The 20,348-nt window shown below is 62.7% G+C and carries 21 protein-coding genes and 1 pseudogene; 12 read left to right on the top strand and 10 right to left on the bottom strand.

Features of this window, described 5'->3' with window-relative positions; genetic code table 11:
- Positions 1-136: 136 nt before the first annotated feature.
- The gene (locus tag QMA15_RS31510) at positions 137-1,198 is read left to right on the top strand and encodes an alpha/beta hydrolase (RefSeq protein WP_113682896.1); all 1,062 of its coding nucleotides are present in this window, start codon (positions 137-139) and stop codon (positions 1,196-1,198) included.
- Between the two features lie 7 nt (positions 1,199-1,205).
- Here the strand turns inward: QMA15_RS31510 and QMA15_RS31505 are convergent, their stop codons facing one another.
- On the bottom strand, positions 1,206-1,532 hold the full coding sequence (locus QMA15_RS31505; protein WP_019745900.1) for a helix-turn-helix domain-containing protein: 327 nt from the start codon (positions 1,530-1,532) through the stop codon (positions 1,206-1,208).
- Between the two features lie 56 nt (positions 1,533-1,588).
- Between QMA15_RS31505 and QMA15_RS31500 the strand changes: the two genes are divergently transcribed.
- Entirely contained in the window at positions 1,589-2,473 is an 885-nt protein-coding gene (locus tag QMA15_RS31500; protein WP_046379550.1) for an NAD(P)H-binding protein, read from the top strand.
- 60 nt (positions 2,474-2,533) lie between these two features.
- Here the strand turns inward: QMA15_RS31500 and QMA15_RS31495 are convergent, their stop codons facing one another.
- Complete coding sequence (locus tag QMA15_RS31495) at positions 2,534-2,662, bottom strand: hypothetical protein (protein ID WP_003943237.1); 129 nt, start codon at positions 2,660-2,662, stop codon at positions 2,534-2,536.
- A 179-nt stretch (positions 2,663-2,841) separates the two neighbouring features.
- Entirely contained in the window at positions 2,842-3,414 is a 573-nt protein-coding gene (locus tag QMA15_RS31490; RefSeq protein WP_069145352.1) for a TetR/AcrR family transcriptional regulator, read from the bottom strand.
- A gap of 53 nt (positions 3,415-3,467) precedes the next feature.
- On the opposite strand from QMA15_RS31490, the gene QMA15_RS31485 reads away from it, so the two are divergent.
- Positions 3,468-3,905, top strand: coding sequence for a DUF2867 domain-containing protein (locus QMA15_RS31485; protein WP_019745903.1), 438 nt, complete (start codon positions 3,468-3,470; stop codon positions 3,903-3,905).
- Here the strand turns inward: QMA15_RS31485 and QMA15_RS31480 are convergent, their stop codons facing one another.
- From QMA15_RS31480 to QMA15_RS31470, 3 genes are read right to left on the bottom strand one after another with little or no spacing between them, the layout of a single operon-like run.
- The gene (locus QMA15_RS31480; RefSeq protein WP_279163410.1) at positions 3,906-5,534 is read right to left on the bottom strand and encodes a sodium:proton antiporter; all 1,629 of its coding nucleotides are present in this window, start codon (positions 5,532-5,534) and stop codon (positions 3,906-3,908) included.
- A 37-nt stretch (positions 5,535-5,571) separates the two neighbouring features.
- Positions 5,572-6,237, bottom strand: a complete 666-nt coding sequence (locus QMA15_RS31475) for a YoaK family protein (protein ID WP_019745905.1) — start codon at positions 6,235-6,237, stop codon at positions 5,572-5,574.
- Positions 6,238-6,251: 14 nt separating this feature from the next.
- Entirely contained in the window at positions 6,252-7,805 is a 1,554-nt protein-coding gene (locus tag QMA15_RS31470) for an MBL fold metallo-hydrolase (RefSeq protein WP_070385064.1), read from the bottom strand.
- A gap of 244 nt (positions 7,806-8,049) precedes the next feature.
- On the opposite strand from QMA15_RS31470, the gene QMA15_RS31465 reads away from it, so the two are divergent.
- Positions 8,050-9,027 carry an ABC transporter substrate-binding protein gene (locus tag QMA15_RS31465; protein ID WP_060937769.1) on the top strand — a complete coding sequence of 326 codons (978 nt, stop codon included), beginning with the start codon at positions 8,050-8,052 and terminating at the stop codon, positions 9,025-9,027.
- Positions 9,028-9,029: 2 nt separating this feature from the next.
- On the opposite strand, the gene QMA15_RS31460 is transcribed toward QMA15_RS31465, so the two are convergent.
- A complete protein-coding gene (locus tag QMA15_RS31460; protein WP_279163409.1) occupies positions 9,030-9,908 on the bottom strand; it encodes an alpha/beta hydrolase in 879 nt (292 codons plus the stop codon).
- A gap of 118 nt (positions 9,909-10,026) precedes the next feature.
- On the opposite strand from QMA15_RS31460, the gene QMA15_RS31455 reads away from it, so the two are divergent.
- Entirely contained in the window at positions 10,027-11,967 is a 1,941-nt protein-coding gene (locus QMA15_RS31455; protein WP_290288819.1) for a BTAD domain-containing putative transcriptional regulator, read from the top strand.
- Between the two features lie 10 nt (positions 11,968-11,977).
- Here QMA15_RS31455 and QMA15_RS31450 read toward each other — a convergent pair whose 3' ends face one another.
- Together QMA15_RS31450 and QMA15_RS31445 are read right to left on the bottom strand one after the other, a co-directional pair.
- Positions 11,978-13,552, bottom strand: coding sequence for a carboxylesterase/lipase family protein (locus QMA15_RS31450; RefSeq protein WP_290288816.1), 1,575 nt, complete (start codon positions 13,550-13,552; stop codon positions 11,978-11,980).
- Between the two features lie 112 nt (positions 13,553-13,664).
- Positions 13,665-14,993, bottom strand: a complete 1,329-nt coding sequence (locus QMA15_RS31445; protein WP_019745912.1) for a diacylglycerol kinase family protein — start codon at positions 14,991-14,993, stop codon at positions 13,665-13,667.
- A gap of 154 nt (positions 14,994-15,147) precedes the next feature.
- Here QMA15_RS31445 and QMA15_RS31440 point away from each other — a divergent pair, with 154 nt between their 5' ends.
- The 4 genes from QMA15_RS31440 to QMA15_RS31425 are packed head-to-tail and all read left to right on the top strand — an operon-like array spanning position 15,148 to position 17,123.
- On the top strand, positions 15,148-15,582 hold the full coding sequence (locus tag QMA15_RS31440) for a hypothetical protein (protein ID WP_029256603.1): 435 nt from the start codon (positions 15,148-15,150) through the stop codon (positions 15,580-15,582).
- Positions 15,579-15,842, top strand: coding sequence for a hypothetical protein (locus QMA15_RS31435; protein WP_019745914.1), 264 nt, complete (start codon positions 15,579-15,581; stop codon positions 15,840-15,842). Before QMA15_RS31440 ends, QMA15_RS31435 begins: the two co-directional genes overlap by 4 nt.
- The gene (locus QMA15_RS31430) at positions 15,830-16,474 is read left to right on the top strand and encodes a TetR/AcrR family transcriptional regulator (protein ID WP_019745915.1); all 645 of its coding nucleotides are present in this window, start codon (positions 15,830-15,832) and stop codon (positions 16,472-16,474) included. The genes QMA15_RS31435 and QMA15_RS31430 overlap by 13 nt, the downstream gene beginning before the upstream one ends.
- Before the next feature lie 10 nt (positions 16,475-16,484).
- On the top strand, positions 16,485-17,123 hold the full coding sequence (locus QMA15_RS31425) for a DUF5701 family protein (RefSeq protein ID WP_019745916.1): 639 nt from the start codon (positions 16,485-16,487) through the stop codon (positions 17,121-17,123).
- Here the strand turns inward: QMA15_RS31425 and QMA15_RS31420 are convergent.
- Complete coding sequence (locus QMA15_RS31420) at positions 17,120-18,553, bottom strand: amidase (protein ID WP_290288802.1); 1,434 nt, start codon at positions 18,551-18,553, stop codon at positions 17,120-17,122. The genes QMA15_RS31425 and QMA15_RS31420 overlap by 4 nt on opposite strands.
- 68 nt (positions 18,554-18,621) lie before the next feature.
- Here QMA15_RS31420 and QMA15_RS31415 point away from each other — a divergent pair, with 68 nt between their 5' ends.
- The 3 genes and pseudogenes from QMA15_RS31415 to QMA15_RS31405 form a co-directional block, all read left to right on the top strand.
- The gene (locus QMA15_RS31415) at positions 18,622-19,254 is read left to right on the top strand and encodes a TetR/AcrR family transcriptional regulator C-terminal domain-containing protein (protein ID WP_232253178.1); all 633 of its coding nucleotides are present in this window, start codon (positions 18,622-18,624) and stop codon (positions 19,252-19,254) included.
- The gene (locus QMA15_RS31410) at positions 19,251-20,105 is read left to right on the top strand and encodes an alpha/beta hydrolase (protein ID WP_070795460.1); all 855 of its coding nucleotides are present in this window, start codon (positions 19,251-19,253) and stop codon (positions 20,103-20,105) included. Before QMA15_RS31415 ends, QMA15_RS31410 begins: the two co-directional genes overlap by 4 nt.
- Before the next feature lie 56 nt (positions 20,106-20,161).
- Positions 20,162-20,348: pseudogene (locus QMA15_RS31405) on the top strand (HNH endonuclease); the annotation flags it as partial.

The following is a 20,348-nucleotide window of genomic DNA, read 5'->3' as shown; positions in this document are numbered from 1 at the left end:
AAACCGCGGACGACGCGGGCCCCGTCACAGTCACGGTGACGCCGGCAAGCTGATCGCGAGCGTCGAAGTTCCTGGATATTTGTCCAGTTCTTTCGTAACGTACAAGCGACGGGTGATCAGCCGACGGAAGGCGAGTATGTCCACGGAGAAGATGTCTGTCCAAGATCGTGTTGCGCGGGTGGTGCTCGATGTCGTTGGCGCCTTACCGACCGGCGCGCAGCGCATTCTCGGTGGCAAGCCGAAGGAGATCGACGGACAGACTCTGCACCCCGAGATCCAGCTTGCACTGCGATTGCTCTCGGCAGTGGAAGGTACGAGCTTCGAGCATCTTCCGGTCGAAGAGGGACGAGCTCAGATCGACGCCGAATCGCGACTGTTCGGCGGTACGCCCATCGACATCGAAACGGTTCGCGACCTCGAGATCCCGGCCGGAGACCACGCGATTTCCGCTCGGCTGTATCGCCCGGCCGGGGTCTCCACGCCCGCTCCACTTTTGGTGTACTTCCACGGCGGCGGGTTCGTCCTCGGCAGCCTCGAGAGCGGCGACAGTGTGTGCCGCTTCCTGGCCCGCCACGGCGAAGTCAGTGTGCTGTCGGTGGACTACCGGCTGGCACCGGAGTTCCCCTTTCCCGCCGGGATCGACGACGCCGTCGCCGCATTCCGGTACTGCGTCGAACATGCCGCGGAACTGGGCGCCGATCCGAAATCCATTGCAGTGGGCGGAGACAGCGCCGGCGGGAACCTGGCTGCCGTCGTCGCGCAGTCCACGACCGAAGACGACGTCAAACCCGCATTCCAACTGCTCTTCTTTCCCTGGGTGGACCTTTCGTCGAAGCGCCCGTCGCACAAGATGTTCGGCACCGACTTCTTTCTCACCGACGCCCAACTCGACTGGTATGCAGCCCATTACCTGTCGGGCGGCACTTCGGCTCTCGACCCGCGAGTCTCACCGCTGCTCACTCCGGACCTGGCCGGCCTACCGCCCGCGTACGTTGCGATCGCCGGTTTCGACCCACTACGCGACGAGGGCGAAGCGTATGCGAACCGGCTGCGAGAGGCCGGAGTCCCGGTCGCACTGAGGCGTCACAGCGGTTTGATCCATGCCTTCGTCAACACCACCGGCGTCGGCCACACCGGACAAGACGCGATGTTCGAGGCCTGTGGCGCTCTGCGAGTTGGACTTTCGGGCCCGCGCTGAGGGCACGTCAGGAAACGGGGAGTGCCAGATCCGCCCACTCGACCATCGCTTCGAGCACGGAGCGCAGTTCCATCCCCGTCGCGGTGAGTTCGTACTCCACTCGCGGCGGCACCTCGGCGTAAGCAGTCCGGGTCACCAGGTCGAACTCCTCGAAACGTTTGAGCCTGGCCGACAGTGTCCTTGGACTGATGCCGGGCAAAGCGCGTCGTAGTTCCGTGAAGCGCATGGGGCCGTGCGTGAGCTCACGAACGATCAGCGTTGCCCACGGTCCGTCCAGGACCAGCAGGAAGCGCGCGACGCCGCACTCCGGAAGAACGTGACCTGATTCACTCATCGAGTCTCCATTAGTTCACTTGAAGTAACTGGTTCCCGATGTGAACTATAGGCGTCATGACTTACACAGTGCATGGCGCCACCGGCGCACAGGGTTCTCCCGTTCTCGCAGGATTGGTCGCGGCTCTCGCCGGATCGGCAGGGGCCGAAGTCCGAGCAATCACGCGTAACCCTGACCAGACGTTCGAGGGTGCGAACACCGTCGTCGCGGACAATGCGTCAGTCGACTCTCTCGCCGACGCTTATCGCGGGGCGGACGGGGTGTTCTTTCACCTGCCACTCGCCGGAGACACCGAGACGCTAGCTGGTTATGCCCACAATGTTCTGGCTGCAGCGAGAGCGGCGCGCCCTTCGCGGTTCGTGATCTCTACCAGCGGCACGGTGATCGGCGACGCTACTTCGCCGCTTGCCGGTCCCAACACACCCGTTCTCTCCGAGCTCGTCGACGGACTTCGCGCCGAAGGCATCGCGGTGACCGTTCTGACCCCACGTTTGTTCCTCGAGAATCTTCTTCTGCCCACTGTGCTGTCGGGAGTGAAAGACGAAGGCGTCCTGCGTTACCCACTGCGTGCCGATCTCGCGGTCGCATGGAGTTCACATCTCGACGTCGCTGATGCAGCCGTCGCGGCCCTGACTCTCGACGTAGCACCGGACGCGGTCGACATCGGACAGATTCCGGCGATCACCGGTATCGAATTGGCCGAGGCATTCGCCGAACACTTCTCGCGCGCGGTAACTTTCGAAGCCGTAACACCCGATGCCTTCGGTGCATCGATTGCGCCGATCATCGGAGCGGGTGCAGCAGCCGGGGTTTCCCAGCTCTACACGGGACTCGAATCTGCCGACAGCGTCGCGTTCGACTCCGCGACGGGTTCTACTGCTGCCTTGGGTATCACTGCCCGCAGCACGCGGGCCTGGCTGGCAGATCTCGGGGTGAACTGACCGGACAACGCAAAAGGCCGGCTCCGCGAAGTATCGCGTGGAGCCGGCCGATTTCCGGGGTTACCGGTGCGTGCGGGTCTTCAACTGGCGGTTCAGCTGCCGACTCCCGAAGTCCAGACCGGCACCGTCACTGGTGGCCAGCACGGTGAGTCCAGCGGCGACCAGCAACGAAATAAGCACAACGCTCATGGTGAGTCACCTTTCTTCCTGTCGTGAAACGGTTTTGCGCCTCCGGGAAATGCCGACATATCCGGCACCCCACTTCAGCTGACCTCAAAGTATCTGTAACTATGGGTTACGCGCAATGTGTGGTCCCTCACCTGAAAGCGCAGGGTGATGCGCAGATCACGCTGCATTCGATGGCGGACTTACCCGGCCAGAACCATGCTCACGAACTCGTCGGCGAGCGCGTGAGCGTCCGCACCGCTGCCAGGAACCACATCTGGCGCACTGTGCACCAATTGCATCTGCCCCAGGTACATCGAATAGGCAAGTACGCCACGATGTTCCGCTTTCTGCCTGTCCATCCCCAGATCGACCAACAACGTCACGATGTAGGCGACTCGACGCTCGGTGACACGTCGAACCGCCGCCGAAACCACAGGATGGTCGATCCCGGCAAGCAGTTCCAACTCCGCACGGCGACCGGGCAGTCCGGTTGTGACCGCGTCGACCAGGCGACGCAACCTCACCTCTGCCGGTTCGCCGGAGGCCTCGACGGAAGAGATCAGTCGCTCGGTTGCCAGAACTTCCCATCGATCGAGCGCAGCCTGCAGCAATTCGTCACGGTTCGCAAAGTGCCAATAGAAGGAACCCTTGGTCGATCCCAGCGTGCGTGCCACCTTCTCCACAGCGACGGCACCTGGCCCGTGGCTGGTCAGAGCCTCGAAAGCAGCATCGATCCACTGATCGCGGGAGAGTCGGGCGCGGGCATTCGTCACCTCCGTACGGTACCGTATGGGTAAGTTCCATACGGCACCGTACGGAGGATGAAATGACACTCGCATTCAAGGCAATGCCTGCACCGGACTGGGCAGAAGCCACCACGATCACCATCCCGTCTGTTCCGACCCATACATCCGAGGAGTGGGCGCAGGCCGTCTTCGACGTCAGGAATGTCCCCGCACCAGTCCTCGCGATGTTCTGGCTCAGGGAGCGGGTAGTCGGACTGCTCGGCATCGCCAAGGGACGCCCGGACACCTTTACCGTCGACAAGATCGCCGACGGCGAGGCCCTCATCGAGGCGGACGAGAAACACCTACGATTCGTCGCCTCGGTTCAGGCCGACAACGACGCCGGTCTCCTGCACGTCGTCACTGCCGTGGAGCTGAAGAACCGCGCGGGCCGAATCTACTTCGCACCAGTTCAGGTACTGCACGGCGTGATCACGCGGGCAATGATGACGTCTGCTCGAAAGAGACTGTGCACGTGATCAACCGTCCGGACCGCCCTTGAGTTCGAGGCTGATCTGATCGGCGTCCAGCGCGGCCAGTGCCGATCCGAGCATCCGTGCGTCGAACAGGCCGTCGTCCCGCGCGTCGAGTAGCGCTTGGCGCTGCGCGTCGATCACGTCGAGCCGGGTCTTCTTCTTCGACTGCCCCTCGGGTGGAACGAAACTCGCAGAAGCATCCTCGAGGAGAGCGAGCAAACGTCGATGTTCGTCGAGTTCGGAATCGGTGAGGTCCTGCGCTGCCGGACCGACCGCCACTACGACGCGCTTCAACGTCCCACCCTGAAGGATCAACGAGCCGGCTGCGACCAGGAACGCCACCAAGATCAGAAGCGATCGACTCGGAGTGTCTTCCGGAAGAGTCTGCGCGGCAGCCAGAGTGACCGCTCCGCGCATACCGGCCCAGATGACGATCGCCCCTTCACGCCATCCCAACGGCGCGGCAAGGTAGTAATCGATATCGGCAACCGTCCGCCGCACCCGAATCTTGAACCGTTCCATCTGATTCGCCGAAGGCGCCCGGCGCCTGCTACGCCGCCCTTCGTCCGGTGGGTAATCCTCCGGATTGTCGAGACGATTCGCGATGTCGGAGAGTCTGGGTTTCATGCGTTCGCGAAAGTTCGCCCGCGCCTGGAGTGCTCGCAGTAGCGGCGCGACGTACAGAGCCCGAACCAAGATCGTGAGGAACAGTGCACCCGCAGCGACGAAGACTGCGGTGGTGATTCCCTCGTGGTCGACCCGGACATCGTCGACTATCGACGAGAGTTCGAGGCCCATCACCAGGAAGATCGCACCTTCGAGGACCAGTTCGACTGTGCGCCAGTTCTGGGAGTCCGACAACCGATGACGCGGCGAAAGCTTCCGAGGAGCGTCGTAGCCGGTGACGAGCCCGGCCACAACGGCAGCAACCAACCCCGATGCACCCAACTCTTCGGCGGGGATCGCGGCCAGAAACGGCACCGTGAACGAGATGACCGTGTTGACCGTCGAGTCGGTGACACGGGCACGAACCATCAGGTTGACCTTGCCGACGACAACACCGATGACCGCGGCCACGACGACGGCAAAAGCGAACTTGCCCAACACACTCCACAGCGATACCGACGCGGCCGCTCCGGCGATGGCAGTACGCAACAGGACCAGAGCGGTAGCGTCGTTGAGCAGGCTTTCGCCTTCGAGGATCGACACCACCCGCGGCGAGACCGGGAGTTTCTTGACGATGGACGTCGCGACGGCATCCGTCGGGCTCACAATCGCGCCGAGTGCAATGCCCCACCAGATGCCGAGTCCTGGTATCACCCAGGAGAAGAACACACCCAGAACAAGCGCACTCACCACGACGAGGAGAACTGAGAGCCCACCGATAGCACCGAATTCACGCCGAAACTCCATCGACGGCATCGAGACCGAAGCTGAGTACAGCAGCGGCGGAAGCACACCCGCGAGAATCCATTCCGGATCGATGTCCACTGCTGGGACAAAGGGGAGGAGGCTGACAACGATCCCGGCCATCACCAGAATCAGCGGCGCCGCGACTCCGATCCGCGCCCCCAGCGTCGAGGCGGCGACGATTCCGAGTAGTCCCAGCACAACGATGATCAGAGCATCCACAGTTCCCCCGCACTCCGGCTTGTGTACCCCGCTCTTTTTACACCTGTGCCGGCGCCGGGGGCGAGACCCGCCACGCGACGGCGATCAGAAGAACCGTGAATGCCGAAGCAGGCCACAGAGCGTGAAGGCCGATCCACCGATGAACGAGCGCACCGACTACCGCGCCCGCGATCAACCCCGCGCACATCCCGAAGTGCTGCAGCCACGCCCACTTCGGGCCGCCCAGAAAGGCTCCGGTGAGACGCTGGCCCATCTTGACCAGCGCACCGGTCATGTACGTGACACCGATCGTCACCTCACCGTCGCGTTGGAACACCGAGTTGACGGCTCCCATCGCCAGGGCCATCGCCGAGATCGCGCCTGGGGTGACGTCGAGGCTGCTCATCACCGAACCGATGGCCAGCAGTCCAGCCACAACCGCAAGCACTGTGACCTTGCGGGTCCGGACGGAGTACCGCTCCGTGAAGTGGGTGACGACGGTTCCCAGCGCGATTCCCAGGAGGAAGAGCACGATGATGCCGCCTGCCACCCGCGCGGTCGACCACACCCCGTCTGCAAATGCGACGCTCGCCTGCGTCATGTTGCCGCTCATGAACGAAACGAAAGGCCCACCGAGCGTGATGAATCCGAGCGCGTCGACGTAACCGGCCAACCCGGCGAGCGCTGTCGCCAGGCCGATCAGCGACCTGCTGTATCCCGTCACCCGACGAGCTCGGTTCAGCTCAGCTTGCTGGTGCGCAGCTCGTGGCCCTTGGACGTCTTGCAGCGGCCGGTCTCGAGATCCCACTGCCAGCCGTGCAGATCACAGGTGAGGTTGGTGCCGTCGACGACACCGAACTTCGACAGGTCAGCCTTGAGGTGGGGGCAACGACGCTGAATCTCGTAGCCACCCAACTCGATAGACGCGCTGTCGTCGTGCGCCTCGGCGAACCAGCCGTCGGCGTATGCGATGCGTTCGTCGGTGAGGCACTTGAAGAACGTGTAGAGGAACTCGTTGTACCCACCGATGCGCCACGCCGTGAAGCGTGTCGACAGGAAAATGGTGTTGACCCAGTCTGGCTCGTCGTCACGCAGAACGGTGCGAACCAGTTCGGGAGCAATGCGGAAGCCGTAGCGGTACTTACCTTCTCCGTCGATGGGCTCGCGAACGATCCGCTTCGGGAAGTCGAGGACGACCGTCTCCTCTCCCATCACGAGTCCGACGGGGTAGCCGATTCCGTCGCAGATCAGATCGGACTGCGCCATGATCGGCTCGAACTTGGCCTTCAGACCGTCGAGCAGCGGCTCGCCTTCGGCCGGAGCCCACGTAGCCTTCTGCGCGGCGATGACCGGTGCCATCTTCTGCGCCATCTTCTCGATGTACTCGGCCTTGTTCGAGAAGATCTTGTCGACGTCCGCTTCCGGGATGGGATGCGTCAGGGCGACCTTCTCGCTTCCGCGAAGTTCGACGGCCGAGCCGGGGATCATCAGCAGACCACGATCGTTGCCGTTGATGCGCATCTGCTCGAGGAACGTGATCTGGTCGGGGAAGATGTTTCCCTCGTCGCCGTGATCGTCGTTGAGGTAACGCAGGTCGTCGTCGAGGAAGACCGGCGGGCCGGCCGACGGGACAACCCACGCAGCGTCGACCTGGGCGATGTAGTTGCGGCAGCGGTCCATGCCGCGCTGACGCTTCTGCTTGCCGAAGTTGCGCTTGGTGCCCTTCGGGATGTCGTAGACCATCGGGTACCAGATCGCGCCCGAGTACTGCAGCAGATGGATGTCGACCTTCCCGAAGGCGTCGGTCAGCGGGTCGAGGTCGACTGGCCTGGCGTCGTTCATGTTGAAACAGGTGGTCTCCCCGTCCGAGACGACCAGGCCTGAGTCACCGATCGGACCGTCCGCGGGAGCGCGCAAAGCGATGATCATGATGTCGAGATCGCCCTTGGGACCGCTGACGGTGTGCTTGACGGAGTCTTCCGTCTCGAAGAACTTGTGGAAGCCGAGCTTCTCGAGCTCACGCTTGAGGTCCGGCACCGGGTAATCGGGGAGCAGGACGGTGGCGTCCTTGTTGACGTGCGCGATCAGGTTCTTCGGATCGAAGTGGTCCTTGTGCAGGTGCGAGACGTAGAGGTAGTCGCAATTGCCCAGCGCGTCCCAGTCCAGCTCGGTGTTGTCGGGGAACGGCACCCAGGACGCGAAATACGTCGGGGTCACCCATGGATCACACAGGATGGATCCGGCCTCGGTCTGGATGTGAAATCCTGCGTGGCCGACGCTGGTGATCTGCATTGCAACCTCCGAAATCGTACTGCTGATGCACCCAGCATAGTCGGCGCCATCAGGGCCAAATCGCGATCGAGGAGGCGGCCGGTTGTGACGTCATGCACGTCAAAGGTCGAAAGTGGGTTGTGATTCAGGCGGGCCGGTGACGCCGACAACACTCTGCGCGCTGGCGTGTTCGCCGTATTTCTTGGCGCTCACGGGAGCTGTTTCGCCATTCCCGAAGGCAACCCCTAAGGCTAACCTAACAAATATGACTCGACTTCTTTCTCCCTCCACGACCGATCGCGACTACTGGGCGATCGTGGACAACCTGACGCGGCGCGGTTTCTTCGGCGTCGGCGCGGGCGTCGCTGCGGCCGCGTTTCTCGCCGCCTGCAGCAGCACGGAAAGTTCGACGCCCGATAACGCGGAGACCTTCGAGTTCACACGCGGCGACGAGAAGCTGATCATTCCGACGGACCCCCAGAACGTCGTTGCCCTCGATCCACGCGACGGCCTCGAATTGTCGATCCTTGCGGGGTACCCGGTGACCGCCTACCCGACCGGCGCCGCCGAACACCTTCGCCGCGAGGTCCCGGATGCCACCGGTGTCGAGATTTTCGCCGAAGGTGCTTCGGATCCCAACTTCGAATACATCTCGACCCTCGGCGCAGACCTTCTCGTCCTCAGCGCCGGCTGGTGGGACACCGGGTCGTACGGCAACGACCGGATGCAGCAGATTGCACCGGTCCTGCCCGTCGGCAAGGACTTCACCCCGGAGTGGCGCAAAGTCATGTCGGACTTCCTCACCGGTATCGGGCGCAGCGATCGCGCCGAAGAAGTACTCGCCGAGTACGATGCCCATGTGGCTCAGGTCCGCCCGACCGTCGAACCGCTGATGGCCGGCAAGAAGGTTGCCTTCGTTGCCGCCGCAGAGGATCAGATCGCGTGGTTCCAGAACGATTTCCGCACCGCCGTCGCCGAGGACCTCGGGTTCGAGGTGCTCCGTGAAGGCCCCGACCTTCGCGTGATGCTCGGGTCGGAGCAGTTCAACCGTCTCGAAGAAGCCGACGTCATCTTCGCCTTGGATCGCAGCGCCTCCGGCAGCGTGTACACCTCGCCGACGTGGCAGCGCCTGCCCGCCGCACAGGCCGGTCGCGTAATTCCGTTCGACTACTACAAGGCCGCGGGATACGCCTTGACCGCCAAGGTCCTGGTCGACGACTTGGCGGCCGGGGTCAAGCGCTAGAACTACCTTTTCAGCAGAGTGCGGATCGCCTCGACCACTTCGGCAGGCGCCTCTTCTGCCATGAAGTGACCTGCGGACAGCGTGCGGTGCTCGAGATCGGGCGCCCACGCTTTCCACCGGGCCTCGGCGTCGTAACCGAGCATCGAACCCCAGTCCTGCTGAATGACCGTGACCGGCATGTGCAGTTGGTTGCCCGCCTCCCGATCGACCTGATCGTGTTCGATGTCGATGCCTGCCGACGCCCGGTAATCGGCAACGATCGACGGCACCGCCTCCCGTGAGGCGCGCAGGTATTCCGCCCGCACGTCTACCGGAATCGCTTCGCGGTTCTGCGTCCACACGTCGAGAAAGTGCTCGAAGAACACGTCGGCGCTGGCGCTGATCATCTGCTCGGGAAGACCGGGTGGCTGAGCCATGAGATAGAGATGGAACGCCACAGCAGCATTCGATCCGTGCAGGATGTCCCACATATCCAAGGTCGGGAGCACGTCCAGCGAACCGAGCTGTGTGATCACATCCGGGTGGTCCAGCCCAGCTCTGACGGCAACCAGCGCACCACGATCGTGGCCGACGAGGGCGAACTTCTCGTGTCCCAGCTTCTTCGCCACCTCGACAATGTCGGCAGCCATTGTTCTTTTGGAGTAGGTGTCCGGGTTTTCCTCGACCGGTTTGTCGCTGGCTCCATATCCGCGGAGATCTGGGCAGATGACGGTGTGATCCGACGCCAGCGCAGTGGCGACGTGACGCCACATGAGGTGCGTCTGGGGGAAACCGTGAAGAAGGACGAGTGGTGTCCCGTTTCCGCCGACCGCGACGTTGAGCCGCACCCCGTCTGTTGTGGAAATCTGCTGATAGTCGAAGCCTGGAATGGTGATCGTCATCGGTCGCTCTCGTTTGTCGGGGTGATGGCAATAGTTGGGGTGATGGCAATAGTTCGGGTGATGGCAATCAGCCTCGCCGTAGTCGATGAGCATTCGATGAGCGCGATAACGTGGGGAAATGCGAGACCACATATTTTTCGGAGTTCTCGGACCCGTGGTCGCGTGGAACGATTCGTCAGGGTTGATCGATCTGAAAGGTCCACGACACCGAGCGGTCCTCGCTCGTCTGATCATTGCCCGAGGACGTGTTGTTCCGGTGGACGTGATTGTCGACGACTTCTGGGTCGATCCTCCGGCCGGGGCGACCAGTGCAATACGTACGTTCGTTTCCGCACTGAGGCGCGCACTCGAACCGGATCGTGCCCCGCGAACGAAGCCGAAAGTCATTGTCACCGAAGGGCCTGGCTACGCCTTTCGCGCTGCACCCGACGCGGTCGACGCTTGGGAATTCGAAAGACTGGTACGTGAAGGCGCCGATTCGACGCCGGCGCAATCACTCGAACTGCTCCGAACCGCGCTCCAGCTGTGGAGAGGACCGGCCTACGCGGATTTCGCCGAAGAACCGTGGGCTCGATCGGAGCGGTCGCGCCTCGAAGAACTGCGTCTGACTGCCGTCGAACGCTTCGCATCCGCGCAACTCGATCTCGGGCGAACTGCCGAAGCGATTCCCGATCTGGACGCCCACGTCACGGAACACCCTTGGCGCGAGGATGGTTGGCGACTACTCGCTCTCGCGCTGTACCGCTCCAACCGTCAAGGCGATGCTCTGGCAGTCCTACGTCGCGCACGCGAGCTACTCGCCGAAGAGTTGGGCATCGACCCCGGGCCACGACTGACCGACCTCGAGTCGGACATTCTCCGCCGCGAAAACCACCTGGATCCTGTAGCGGCAGAACAGATCTTCACTCAGGTTTCGGCAGCGTACGACCGGACCGTAGCGGCAGGATCGAAATCGAGATTGGAGTCAACCGTCGGCCTGCTCCGAAGTTTGGCAGTTACGGGCGGAAGCGGACTCGAGACTGCCCGAAACCAACGACTGACAATCATCGGTGCCGCTGAACAATTGGACGATGTCGAACTCACCGCACGGATCATCGGCAACTACGACGTGCCCGGAATCTGGACACGATCCGACGATCCTCGGCAGGCTGCACAGATCGTCGCGGCCGCTCAGCGCACCCTCGATCGACTTCCGGTCGGCAACGAACCCGCTCGGGCCAGACTGTTGGCGACAATTGCACTCGAATCGCGCGGACTGTCCGGTCAGCGCGGGCTCGAATGTGCCCGCGCTGCAGTGCAGATCAGTCGCGCTCTCGACGATCCAGGTCTCCTGGCTTTCGCTCTGAACGGATTGTTCATGCAGACGTTCTGGACTACCGGTCTGGCCTCCGAGCGCGACGGCATCGGCCGTGAACTGGTCGACCTCTCCGCTCGACACGGACTGTCCACCTTCGAGATTCTCGGCCATCTCATCCGTATGCAAGCGCTCGGCGCACTGGGGCAATTCGACGCAGCCGAGCTACACGCCGAGACAGTTGATCGATTGGCCGGACGTCACGAACGGCCGTTGGCAGCGGTGTTCACCACCTGGTTTCGCGCTATGCGAACGGCCACTACCGGCGCAGAAGCGGCGCACTGCGAGACGCTGTACGAAGCTGCGGCGGTGAACCTTTCCGGTTCCGGCATGCCGGGTCTCGAGGACGGCATAGTCCCTCTCGCAATTCTCGCCCTCCGCGTGTGGCGGGGACTGCCGGCAATTTTCGACCCGGCTACGCAGTGGGGCCCGTACGAACCCTGGGCCCGGCCACACCTGCTCATCGCACAGGGGCAGGCGAACGAAGCAGCGAAGGCCGTCGAGGCATTGCCGGACCCGCCCAAAGACCTACTCTCCGAGGCACTGTGGTGCCTGACTGCCGCGGCGGCCACTGCAGTCGGCGACAGTCGAGTCAAGGAGCGCGCTCGAGCGGCGCTCTTACCTGCCGCCGCCGAAATTGCCGGCGCCGGAAGCGGAATGCTCACTGCGGGACCCGTCTCGCACTATCTCGCCACACTGCAGTAGACCGGAACCATCAGGTGAATGCAATCACCGTGTCACCCCACGCCTCCCGGATCTCGCAATCCAGATCAGCGACGACGGCATCGTGCTTGTCGATCAACAGTGACGAGCGTGTGTCGGTGTCGTAAGTGGGCCACCCCGGGTCCGCACCCAGTTCACGATCGGCCCCGGTGCCGTAATCACCTGCAGCTCTGGCGAAATCCAGCCACCTAGCCTGCATGCGCTCTGACACGTGACGCGCCGCGCTCAGCCCACCCAATTTGTAGGTGATGTCCCGCGCTCCGTGATTGATGTTGCCGAAGACGTAGGCAAGTTCGGTCCCGTGGGTCGCACCAATTTTCAGCGCCTTGAGCATCGGCGGCGCGTAGTCGAATCGGTACAACCACGTCGGTGCAATCTTGCTGTGCGCCTCGGCAATCCACAGCGTGGGCAAACGAAATCCGAAGTCACGGGTCAGCCCGAGACCAGCGCCCAGCTTGGACAGCCCCGAATACGCACCTTCGATCTGAGAATGATCGGGTAGCTCGAGCCCCGGGTGCTCGTCGGCGATCTCCGCGAACATCGACGTGATCACGACGGGATCGATCGGCATCAACGGCGATTTCATCATCCGGAAGAGCGAAGATTCGTCTTTGTTGGTTCCGATGATCAGCGGAATCGGGTGTGCACTGCCGTGACGGAACGCGCGCACCGGGTAATCAGGGAGCAGATCACCGTCGACGATCGGCGCGAACGCCAAAGTGCCGGGCGTCTCCTGAGGGACGCGAGCAAACAGTTCGTCTGACGGCCCGATCAAGTCTTCGGCAGACGTGGACCGCAATAGACCCAGATCGCCACCGCCGCTAAAGATCTCGAGAAACAGCTTCGCGACGATCTCGCCACGTTCACTCCCGTACACCGAAGTGGCGGGGGAACTCTCGACGATAGCGCGATGAAACAGGCCACGGGCGGCCGGCACGGTCATCAGCGTCGTCACAGCCCCGCCACCTGCCGACTCGCCGAACAACGTCACCCGATTCGGATCACCACCGAAGGCCGCGATGTTGCCTTGAACCCATTGCAGCGCTGCAATCATGTCGCGGAGAGCGACATTGGGCTCGAAGGTATGTTCACTCGAATTGAAGGACGAGAAATCGACGAAGCCGAACACACCGATGCGGTAGTTGATCGAGACGACGACAACGTCACCATTTTCAGCCAATGCGGTTGCGTCGAACAGTGGTTGGCTGGATGCTCCGCGAAAGTACGCACCGCCGTGAATCCAGACCATAACCGGTTTACCCGGCGCATCAGAGCCGGCGGGGCCCGGCGCCCATACGTTGAGAAACAGGCAGTCTTCGTCCATTGGAACGTTCTCGCCGAGCGGGATCATCGCAAGTCGACTTTGCGGTTCACACGGACCGAATTCTGTTGCGTCTTGAATCTCGGTCCACGGCTGTGGCGGAACCGGTGCGCGGAAACGTAACGGCCCGACCGGAGGTGCCGCGTAGCGGATCCCCTTCCAACTCGATACCGCGCCTTTCGTGGATCCACGAACCGGCCCGCACGTTGTCTCGACTACCGGCGCTTCGCTGGGTGTGATCGTCATTCGATTGCTCCTCGAGGATCCGTGCCGGCCCTCAATGCTGCCAGCATCCGGTGCAAATCGGACATGTTTGCCGGATTCACTCTGCTGGCAGTCATGCAAGGCTATCGCCAGGTCATGCGCCGGATTTCGTGAACTTAGCCAACTCTCGCAATCGGACCAGATCCCAGGCATGCCTGGGCTTACGGACGCCCGGACGGTCTCGGGGGACTCTGACTCTCAGTGCCTGCGGGCTGACCGTGCACCTGACGGGAGTCGGCATCACCAGAGCCTCACCGTCGACGCCGACCGGAATCTCGTCGGTGTCGGCGTCGATGATCACCTCGAATCCGGTGCCCTGAGCCAGGCCTCGTTGATGCGCCCGATGGAGTAACCCGACGGCCTGACGGGCGCTGCCGACGGAGATCGCCACGATCCCGAGAGTGCCCCGGTCCAATCGCGGGCGATGACCGAGCCCCGCCAAGTCGTTCATCTCGTACGGTCCGTTGCTGACCAGAACCGCCTGTGGACCCACCGCGGACACGCTCGGGGAGCGCGCGGTCAGCACCGCTCCGGCGCGTCCGGCGAGCAGATCCGGGAGTTTCTGCAGAAAGGTGCTGGTCTTGGCGTCGCGGTACTCCGGACTCTGGACAACTTCGGCGTATGCCCCGAACGATGCGTTGTTGACGAAGGTTCGACCGCCGACATTACCCAGATCCACCGTCACCTCGACGCCGTCGACAAGCGCGTCGAGGCACCGTGACGGATCGTCGAGGTCGAGACCCAGATCCGCGGCGAAGTGATTGCGCGTCCCGGCGCTGACGACGAGGAAGGGCAGGTCGTGTTCGGCCGCGACAGCGGCAACCAACGCCTGAGTTCCGTCGCCACCGGCAACACCGAGTAGGTCGGCGCCGTCCGCGACCGCCTGCCTGGCCAAGGCCGTCACGTCGATCTTCTCCGGCCCCTCGAGCAGTACGACCGTGGCCCCTCGTTCCTCGGCCTTGCGTTTCAAGTCGAACTTCTCGACCTTGCCACCGCCGGAGTTCGGATTCATCACGAAGAACGGTTTGGCGGGCGGCGGCGCCGGTCGCTCGACCACCGGCAGTTCCTTCTCCTCCCCCTCCAAAGCGGCGCGGGCGCAGATACCGGCTATGACGAACAATCCGATCGAGAGCAGCACCACCCACAAGAGGCGTTCTCGGATCAGGAAGGCGAGCACCACGATCGGCGTCAGAACCGCCACAGCCAACGAGATCCAGCGGAGGAATCCGCGGGTGGTCAGAAACCAGTACACCGCTACGACGCACACGACCACCCCACCGATCCCCAGGATCAGCATGGTCAAGGTTTTCAGTCCGGCGAAAATCAGGAGCACCACGACTGCAAGAACCAGCGCCGCAAATGCCGCGCGCGCCAACCAACTCTGTTTCGACGAGGGCCGATCCGTGCGGACAGGGGTCGTCATCGAGCCACCTCCCGCAGTTCGCCTCGTCGGTTATTCAACTGTTGATATTGCCGTGTCTGTCTCCTCAGGACTAGCCAATTACCTACCCTCGGAAACCCACTTTTCCAGCGCTGATACTTTATGACGACACCTCGTCATAAAAAGGAGAAGGCCCGTGACAACACCGACGTCCGCAGCATGGGGATCTTCGGAGGAGCCTCTGACCGTGGTGCGGAAAGCCGGTCTTCACGGACTGCGGTGGACGGCCTGGCTGGCCGGCGCGACAGGCCTCGCACAATTGGTGTCGATCGGGCTGAACCTAACCGACACCGTCCACGGAATCGTCCCGACCACGTACCCGCCTGTAGACGTGGCCTGCAGCGTTGTCGCGCTCGTTCTCCTGGTCAGCCTGCTTGTCGGCCGACCCAACGGCCCCGCGATGTTGTCGGGTCTCGCCCTCCTCATGGCCATGCTGATGGCGCCGACCCTCCACAAACATGCACCCGAGTCGCTCTGGCTGGCGGCGGCACACGCCGTTTCGGTCGTCGCCGTCGTCATGCTGTCCGTGATGACTTCGAGGTTCTCCAGTGCCGAGTTGGATCGGCCGTGACACCGGATTCACCCCTCTCGCTTGCGGCCGAAGAATGGATCACCGATCTGACTGCCGCGGAGATGGAGCGGTTACGCAAACGCACGACGCTCACCGCCGCCGAAGCGCAGGAAGTCTGCCGATCCGTACGCTCGATCGCGCAGCAGATGATGCTTGTACCCGTCTCGATGTGGCAGGGTGATCCACGCCTTGTTGCGGATCTGTTCGACCTCCCCGTGACCATGAATCAGACACAGGAGGATCGACCATGCCGAAGCTGACCGGTGGCGCGACAACCGCAGAACACAAGATCGCGACCCGAGAAGCCATGTTGGACGCGTTCATTCGCGAACTTCACGAGCAGGGCTGGCAGAACGTGAAGCTGCAGACTGTGGCCCAGGCAGCCGGTGTCTCACGGACAGCGGTGTACAACTACTTCCCCGACAAATCTGCGTTACTGCTTGCCTGGTCCACCCGCGAGATGGACAGATTCCTGCTCCTGGCCGAGCGTGAACTCGCGGATCGCGAGAATCCTGTCGACCGAATCGAAATCCTCGTCAAACTGACGCTCGTCGAGTTCTCACTGCAGCGATTCACGGGAATCGCGTTGGTCGAATTGCTGTCCGCGCAGGATCGCGAAAGCTTCCTCGAACATATTGTCCCGCTGTCGGTTCTGGTAGAACAGCTCGTCCAGGAAGGTGTCGACGCCGGCGTCTTTGTCGATTCCGATGCTGCCGCGTCCGCGCAACTCATCCTCGCCTGCGTGGAAAGCCGTCGCCCGATGCTCATGGCCGGCGACCGAGTGGACACTGTCGTGGCGACCACCGTCCCGTTCATCATGCGCGCATTGGGCGTCTCGTGGCCGACTTCCCTCACCGCCGATCCCACCGCTCGGCCTGCTCACGATCGGTAGGATCGCAGGTATGCACTTCGACCTCCCGCCCATCGATCAGCAGGCCGAGCGATTGATCGAACTCGGGGTACACGAGATGGCCGGGCTTTCTGCCGGCGACGTCAGGGCAGCCGCCGCAGCCGGAAAAGGTGAGGCTGGACTGCTTACCGTGCACGAAAAACTCGCTCCAGCTTCCATTTTGACTCCCCTGCTCGAGCACAAGAACAAGCGGGGCTTCATTGTCGTCGACATGGCCGACGTCGATCTGTTCGCTCCTACCGAGCCAGCCGCGTTGCCTGATACCGCGATGTATCTGCTCGGCGAAGTCGACCGCGGGGATCACCTGGCCAATTGGAGCCCGGACGAAGCGCTTCCCGCGATCGTCGATGCCGACCGTACGCCGCTGACCCTCACCGAAGGCATTCACTGGCTGTTGCAGCGCCCCGACGTCCTCGAACGCGGAAAGTGCTTCATGACCATCGGCTCCCGATTGCGTAAGCCTGACGGAACTTTCGACACCAGAACCCCGGCTGTGTGGATCAGCAACGGAACCGGCCGGGACGGCAAAGACAACCGCAACGCCCCGAAAGTCGGGTGGTGTTGGTGGGGTAACCGCCACACGTGGTTGGGGTTTGCATCGGCCGGCGGGCGGACGTCGCTCCCGGGTTAGAGCACGGTTGCGCGGTCGAATCGGTATCGATCCTTCCACGGCATCGCGTTCTCCAGCATTGCAGCGGCAGAGAGCAATTCTGCGTCGCAACCCCATTTCGCCGAGATCATCACGCCGAGTGGAACACCGTCTTCCGTCCAACCGAGCGGCAAGCTGATCGACGGGAATCCAGTTGCGTTGGCGACGATGGTGTTTCCCGTGAAAGCGACCATGTCGATCAGTTCAGTCGCGGGGTCTTCGTCATTACGTAGCTCACCGACTGCCAACGGCGGTGTTGTCACCGTCGGGGTGACAACAAGATCGGCGTCGGCGTAATCCAGGCTCCACCGCCGCGCCCATGCCTGAACAACTCCGATTGCCGCGGCCAGATCGCCCGACGGCACTTCGTTTGCTCGAACACGTAAGTGCTGCACTATCGGACGGAGAAGGTGTTCGTACTCTTCGGGAATGGGCTTGGTGCCGGCCAAGGACGAGAACATCGTGGTGAAGGCATCGACGAAGGCGTCGTCTCGGGCCTGAGGACGTTCGAACACGTTGTGTCCCAGGCTCTCGAGAACGAGGCCCACCCTCGATACCGCCTCGGAGACTCGTGGGTCCACCGTGCCGCCGGATACCGAGCCATGAGCGAGGGCGACGGTCAGGGGGCGAGAGTGCGATCCTTCTGCCTGGACGACAAACTCTTCGAACGACTTCGGCCGGGGCGGGTGAATCGTCCCGGCGCCAGGTCGCGTCGCCAGAACATCCAGCAGTGCAGCGGTATCGCGAACCGTTCGGGCGATCGGCCCCTTGCTCGCAAAACCGAAGTTGTCGTGACCTGCCACCCCCATCGTGATCAGACCGCGACTCGGCTTGAGGCCCACGACTCCGCACGTACTTGCCGGTGAACGCAACGACCCGGCGGTGTCACTTCCCTGAGCAAACGGCACCAGACCAGCGCCAACGGCGGCCGCGGCGCCACCACTGCTACCGGCAGCACTTCGTGTGCGATCGAACGGACTGCGCGCGGGCGGAGCAATTTCCGGCTCGGTGTAACACGCTGCCCCGAACTCGGGCACCGTCGTCTTGCCGATATCGATCAGACCACCTTCTCGGATCGCCTCGACGATCTCGTCATCGGCGTCCGGCACGAAGTCCCGAAAGAGCGCCGATCCGAAGGTCGTGCGGATGCCGCGAGTCGCGTCGAGGTCCTTGATGGCCGTCGGGACGCCGAACAGGCGCGGAAGCGGTCCGGCGTCCCGCTCGTCCAACCTTCGCTGGGCCTGCTCGGCGAGTTCGATCGCATGTTCCCCGGCGATCGTCGTGAATGCACCCACGTCATCGGAAGTGGTCGCACGATCGACGAAGTACCGGGCCACCTCGGGGATCGAGACCTGCTTCGCGGCGATCACACCGGCGAGTTCGACAGCGGACAATTGATGGAGATCAGTCATCGGGCAGCACTCCTTGTAGGTCAATCGACACTTGTAATTTCGATACGCGTATCGCTATTGTTGTCAGCATGGTATCCGAATCCGCCGGCTCCGCAAGGGCCGGTCGACCAAAAGCATTGAGTCACAGACAGATACTCGATGCTGCGGCCGAGATCGCCGATACGGACGGCCTGGACGCGGTCTCATTTCGAGTGCTCGCCGAGCGACTGGGCATATCGCCGATGTCCGTCCACCGCACTACCGGCGGCATCGACGCGTTGAGGCGAGACCTGATTTCCACCCTCGTGGGAGAAGCCGTCTCGTCGATCGACTGGCCGACCGACTGGCGCGGGGTTGCCCGCACGTTCGCCTACGGTCTACATGACCTTCTGATGAAGCATCCTCTCGTTCTGGAAGCCCATCGGCAGGCATCACTGGAAGCGCCCGGCGCCGACGATACCGCCCACCGAGTCGTGCGAGCGCTTTCGCAGGCCGGCCTCGATGACGAACAGGCCACTTACGCGTACGGCGCCGTGCATGATTTCGTGACCGGACACGTCGCAATTCAATTGGGACGCGGAGCTTTCGACAGTGCACCCGCCGATCGACGCGAGGCATCGGTGTTCGCGCTTCATCACGATCCCGCCCGAAGGTTCGAATTCGGAGTCACGCTCATTCTGGATGGCGTGGCGTCGATCGCGCAGCGAGGAAGCACAACATGACAAGTAGCGTGACGACAACCGAAATTCGTGGCACCTCGGGGCGCCGTATCGCGTTCTGCGAGTACGGCGATCCGACTGGCCGGCCGGTAGTCGTGGTTCATGGATCACCTGGCAGCCGATACGAGGGGCTCTCGCTCGACAACGCGGCTGCGACGGCGGGTCTACGGCTGATCGTCCCCGATCGCCCCGGCTTCGGTCGCACAGATCCACACACGGACAAGGGATTTCATTCCTGGGACGACGACTACGTCACTCTGATCGATCATCTCGAGTTGGACTCGGCCGCACTGATGGGCTTCTCCGGAGGCGGCGGTTACGCGCTCGCAGTCGCTGCGGCCGTACCCGAACGAGTCTCGAAATTGGTGCTGGCGTGCGCCATGATTCCCGGAGCCCCACGAGATACTTTGCGGCGCAGGATAAAACTGGTATCCGCGCTGTACTTTGCCGCCAACTGGGCTCCCCGCATGGCTGGCGCAATGCTTGCGGGAACCGGAGTGTTCTCCAAGTTGCGCAGCGACTCCGTCTCGATCTGGCCGGCCGCCGATCAGGCCGTCATGACCGACGAGTCGCATCGCCCTGCTCTCCAATTGGATTCATCCGAAGGGATCGCACAGGGCGGATCCGCAGGGGTTGTCGACTTGGCTCGGTATCGCCACGAGATGCCAGGGTTGCTTCAATCCATCTCGGTACCAACGGTTTTCCTGCACGGAACCGATGACAGGAACGTACCCATCGAAGTTGCCCGCTGGGCCCACTCGATGATCCCCCACTCTCGCTTCGAAGAGGTCAGCGGGGGCGGCCATTTGTTCGTAGTCGCGGACCCCACTCCACTCATTCGCGCCCTCACATAACCTCTTGACTCGAACTGATGTTCGAGTATTGTTAGAGGTGGGGATCGGGGGATTCAATGAGCGTCTTGTTGTCGGATGTGGTGTCTGGTTCTGCGGTGGGGTTGCGTGGACGGCTGTGGCAGTTACCTGCTTCTGAGTTGCGTGCGGCTGCGGTGTCGGCGAGCGCGGAGATTCTTCGTCTCGAGGCGGTGCGGGTGGCGGTGGTGGACGAGTTGTCGTTGCGGCCGGATGATCAGGTGATTG

The sequence above is a fragment of the Rhodococcus sp. APC 3903 genome (assembly GCF_030407755.1).
In the GTDB taxonomy this organism is placed as follows: Bacteria; Actinomycetota; Actinomycetes; order Mycobacteriales; family Mycobacteriaceae; genus Rhodococcus_F; species Rhodococcus_F erythropolis.
This window is presented reverse-complemented; position numbering and strand designations above follow the sequence as displayed.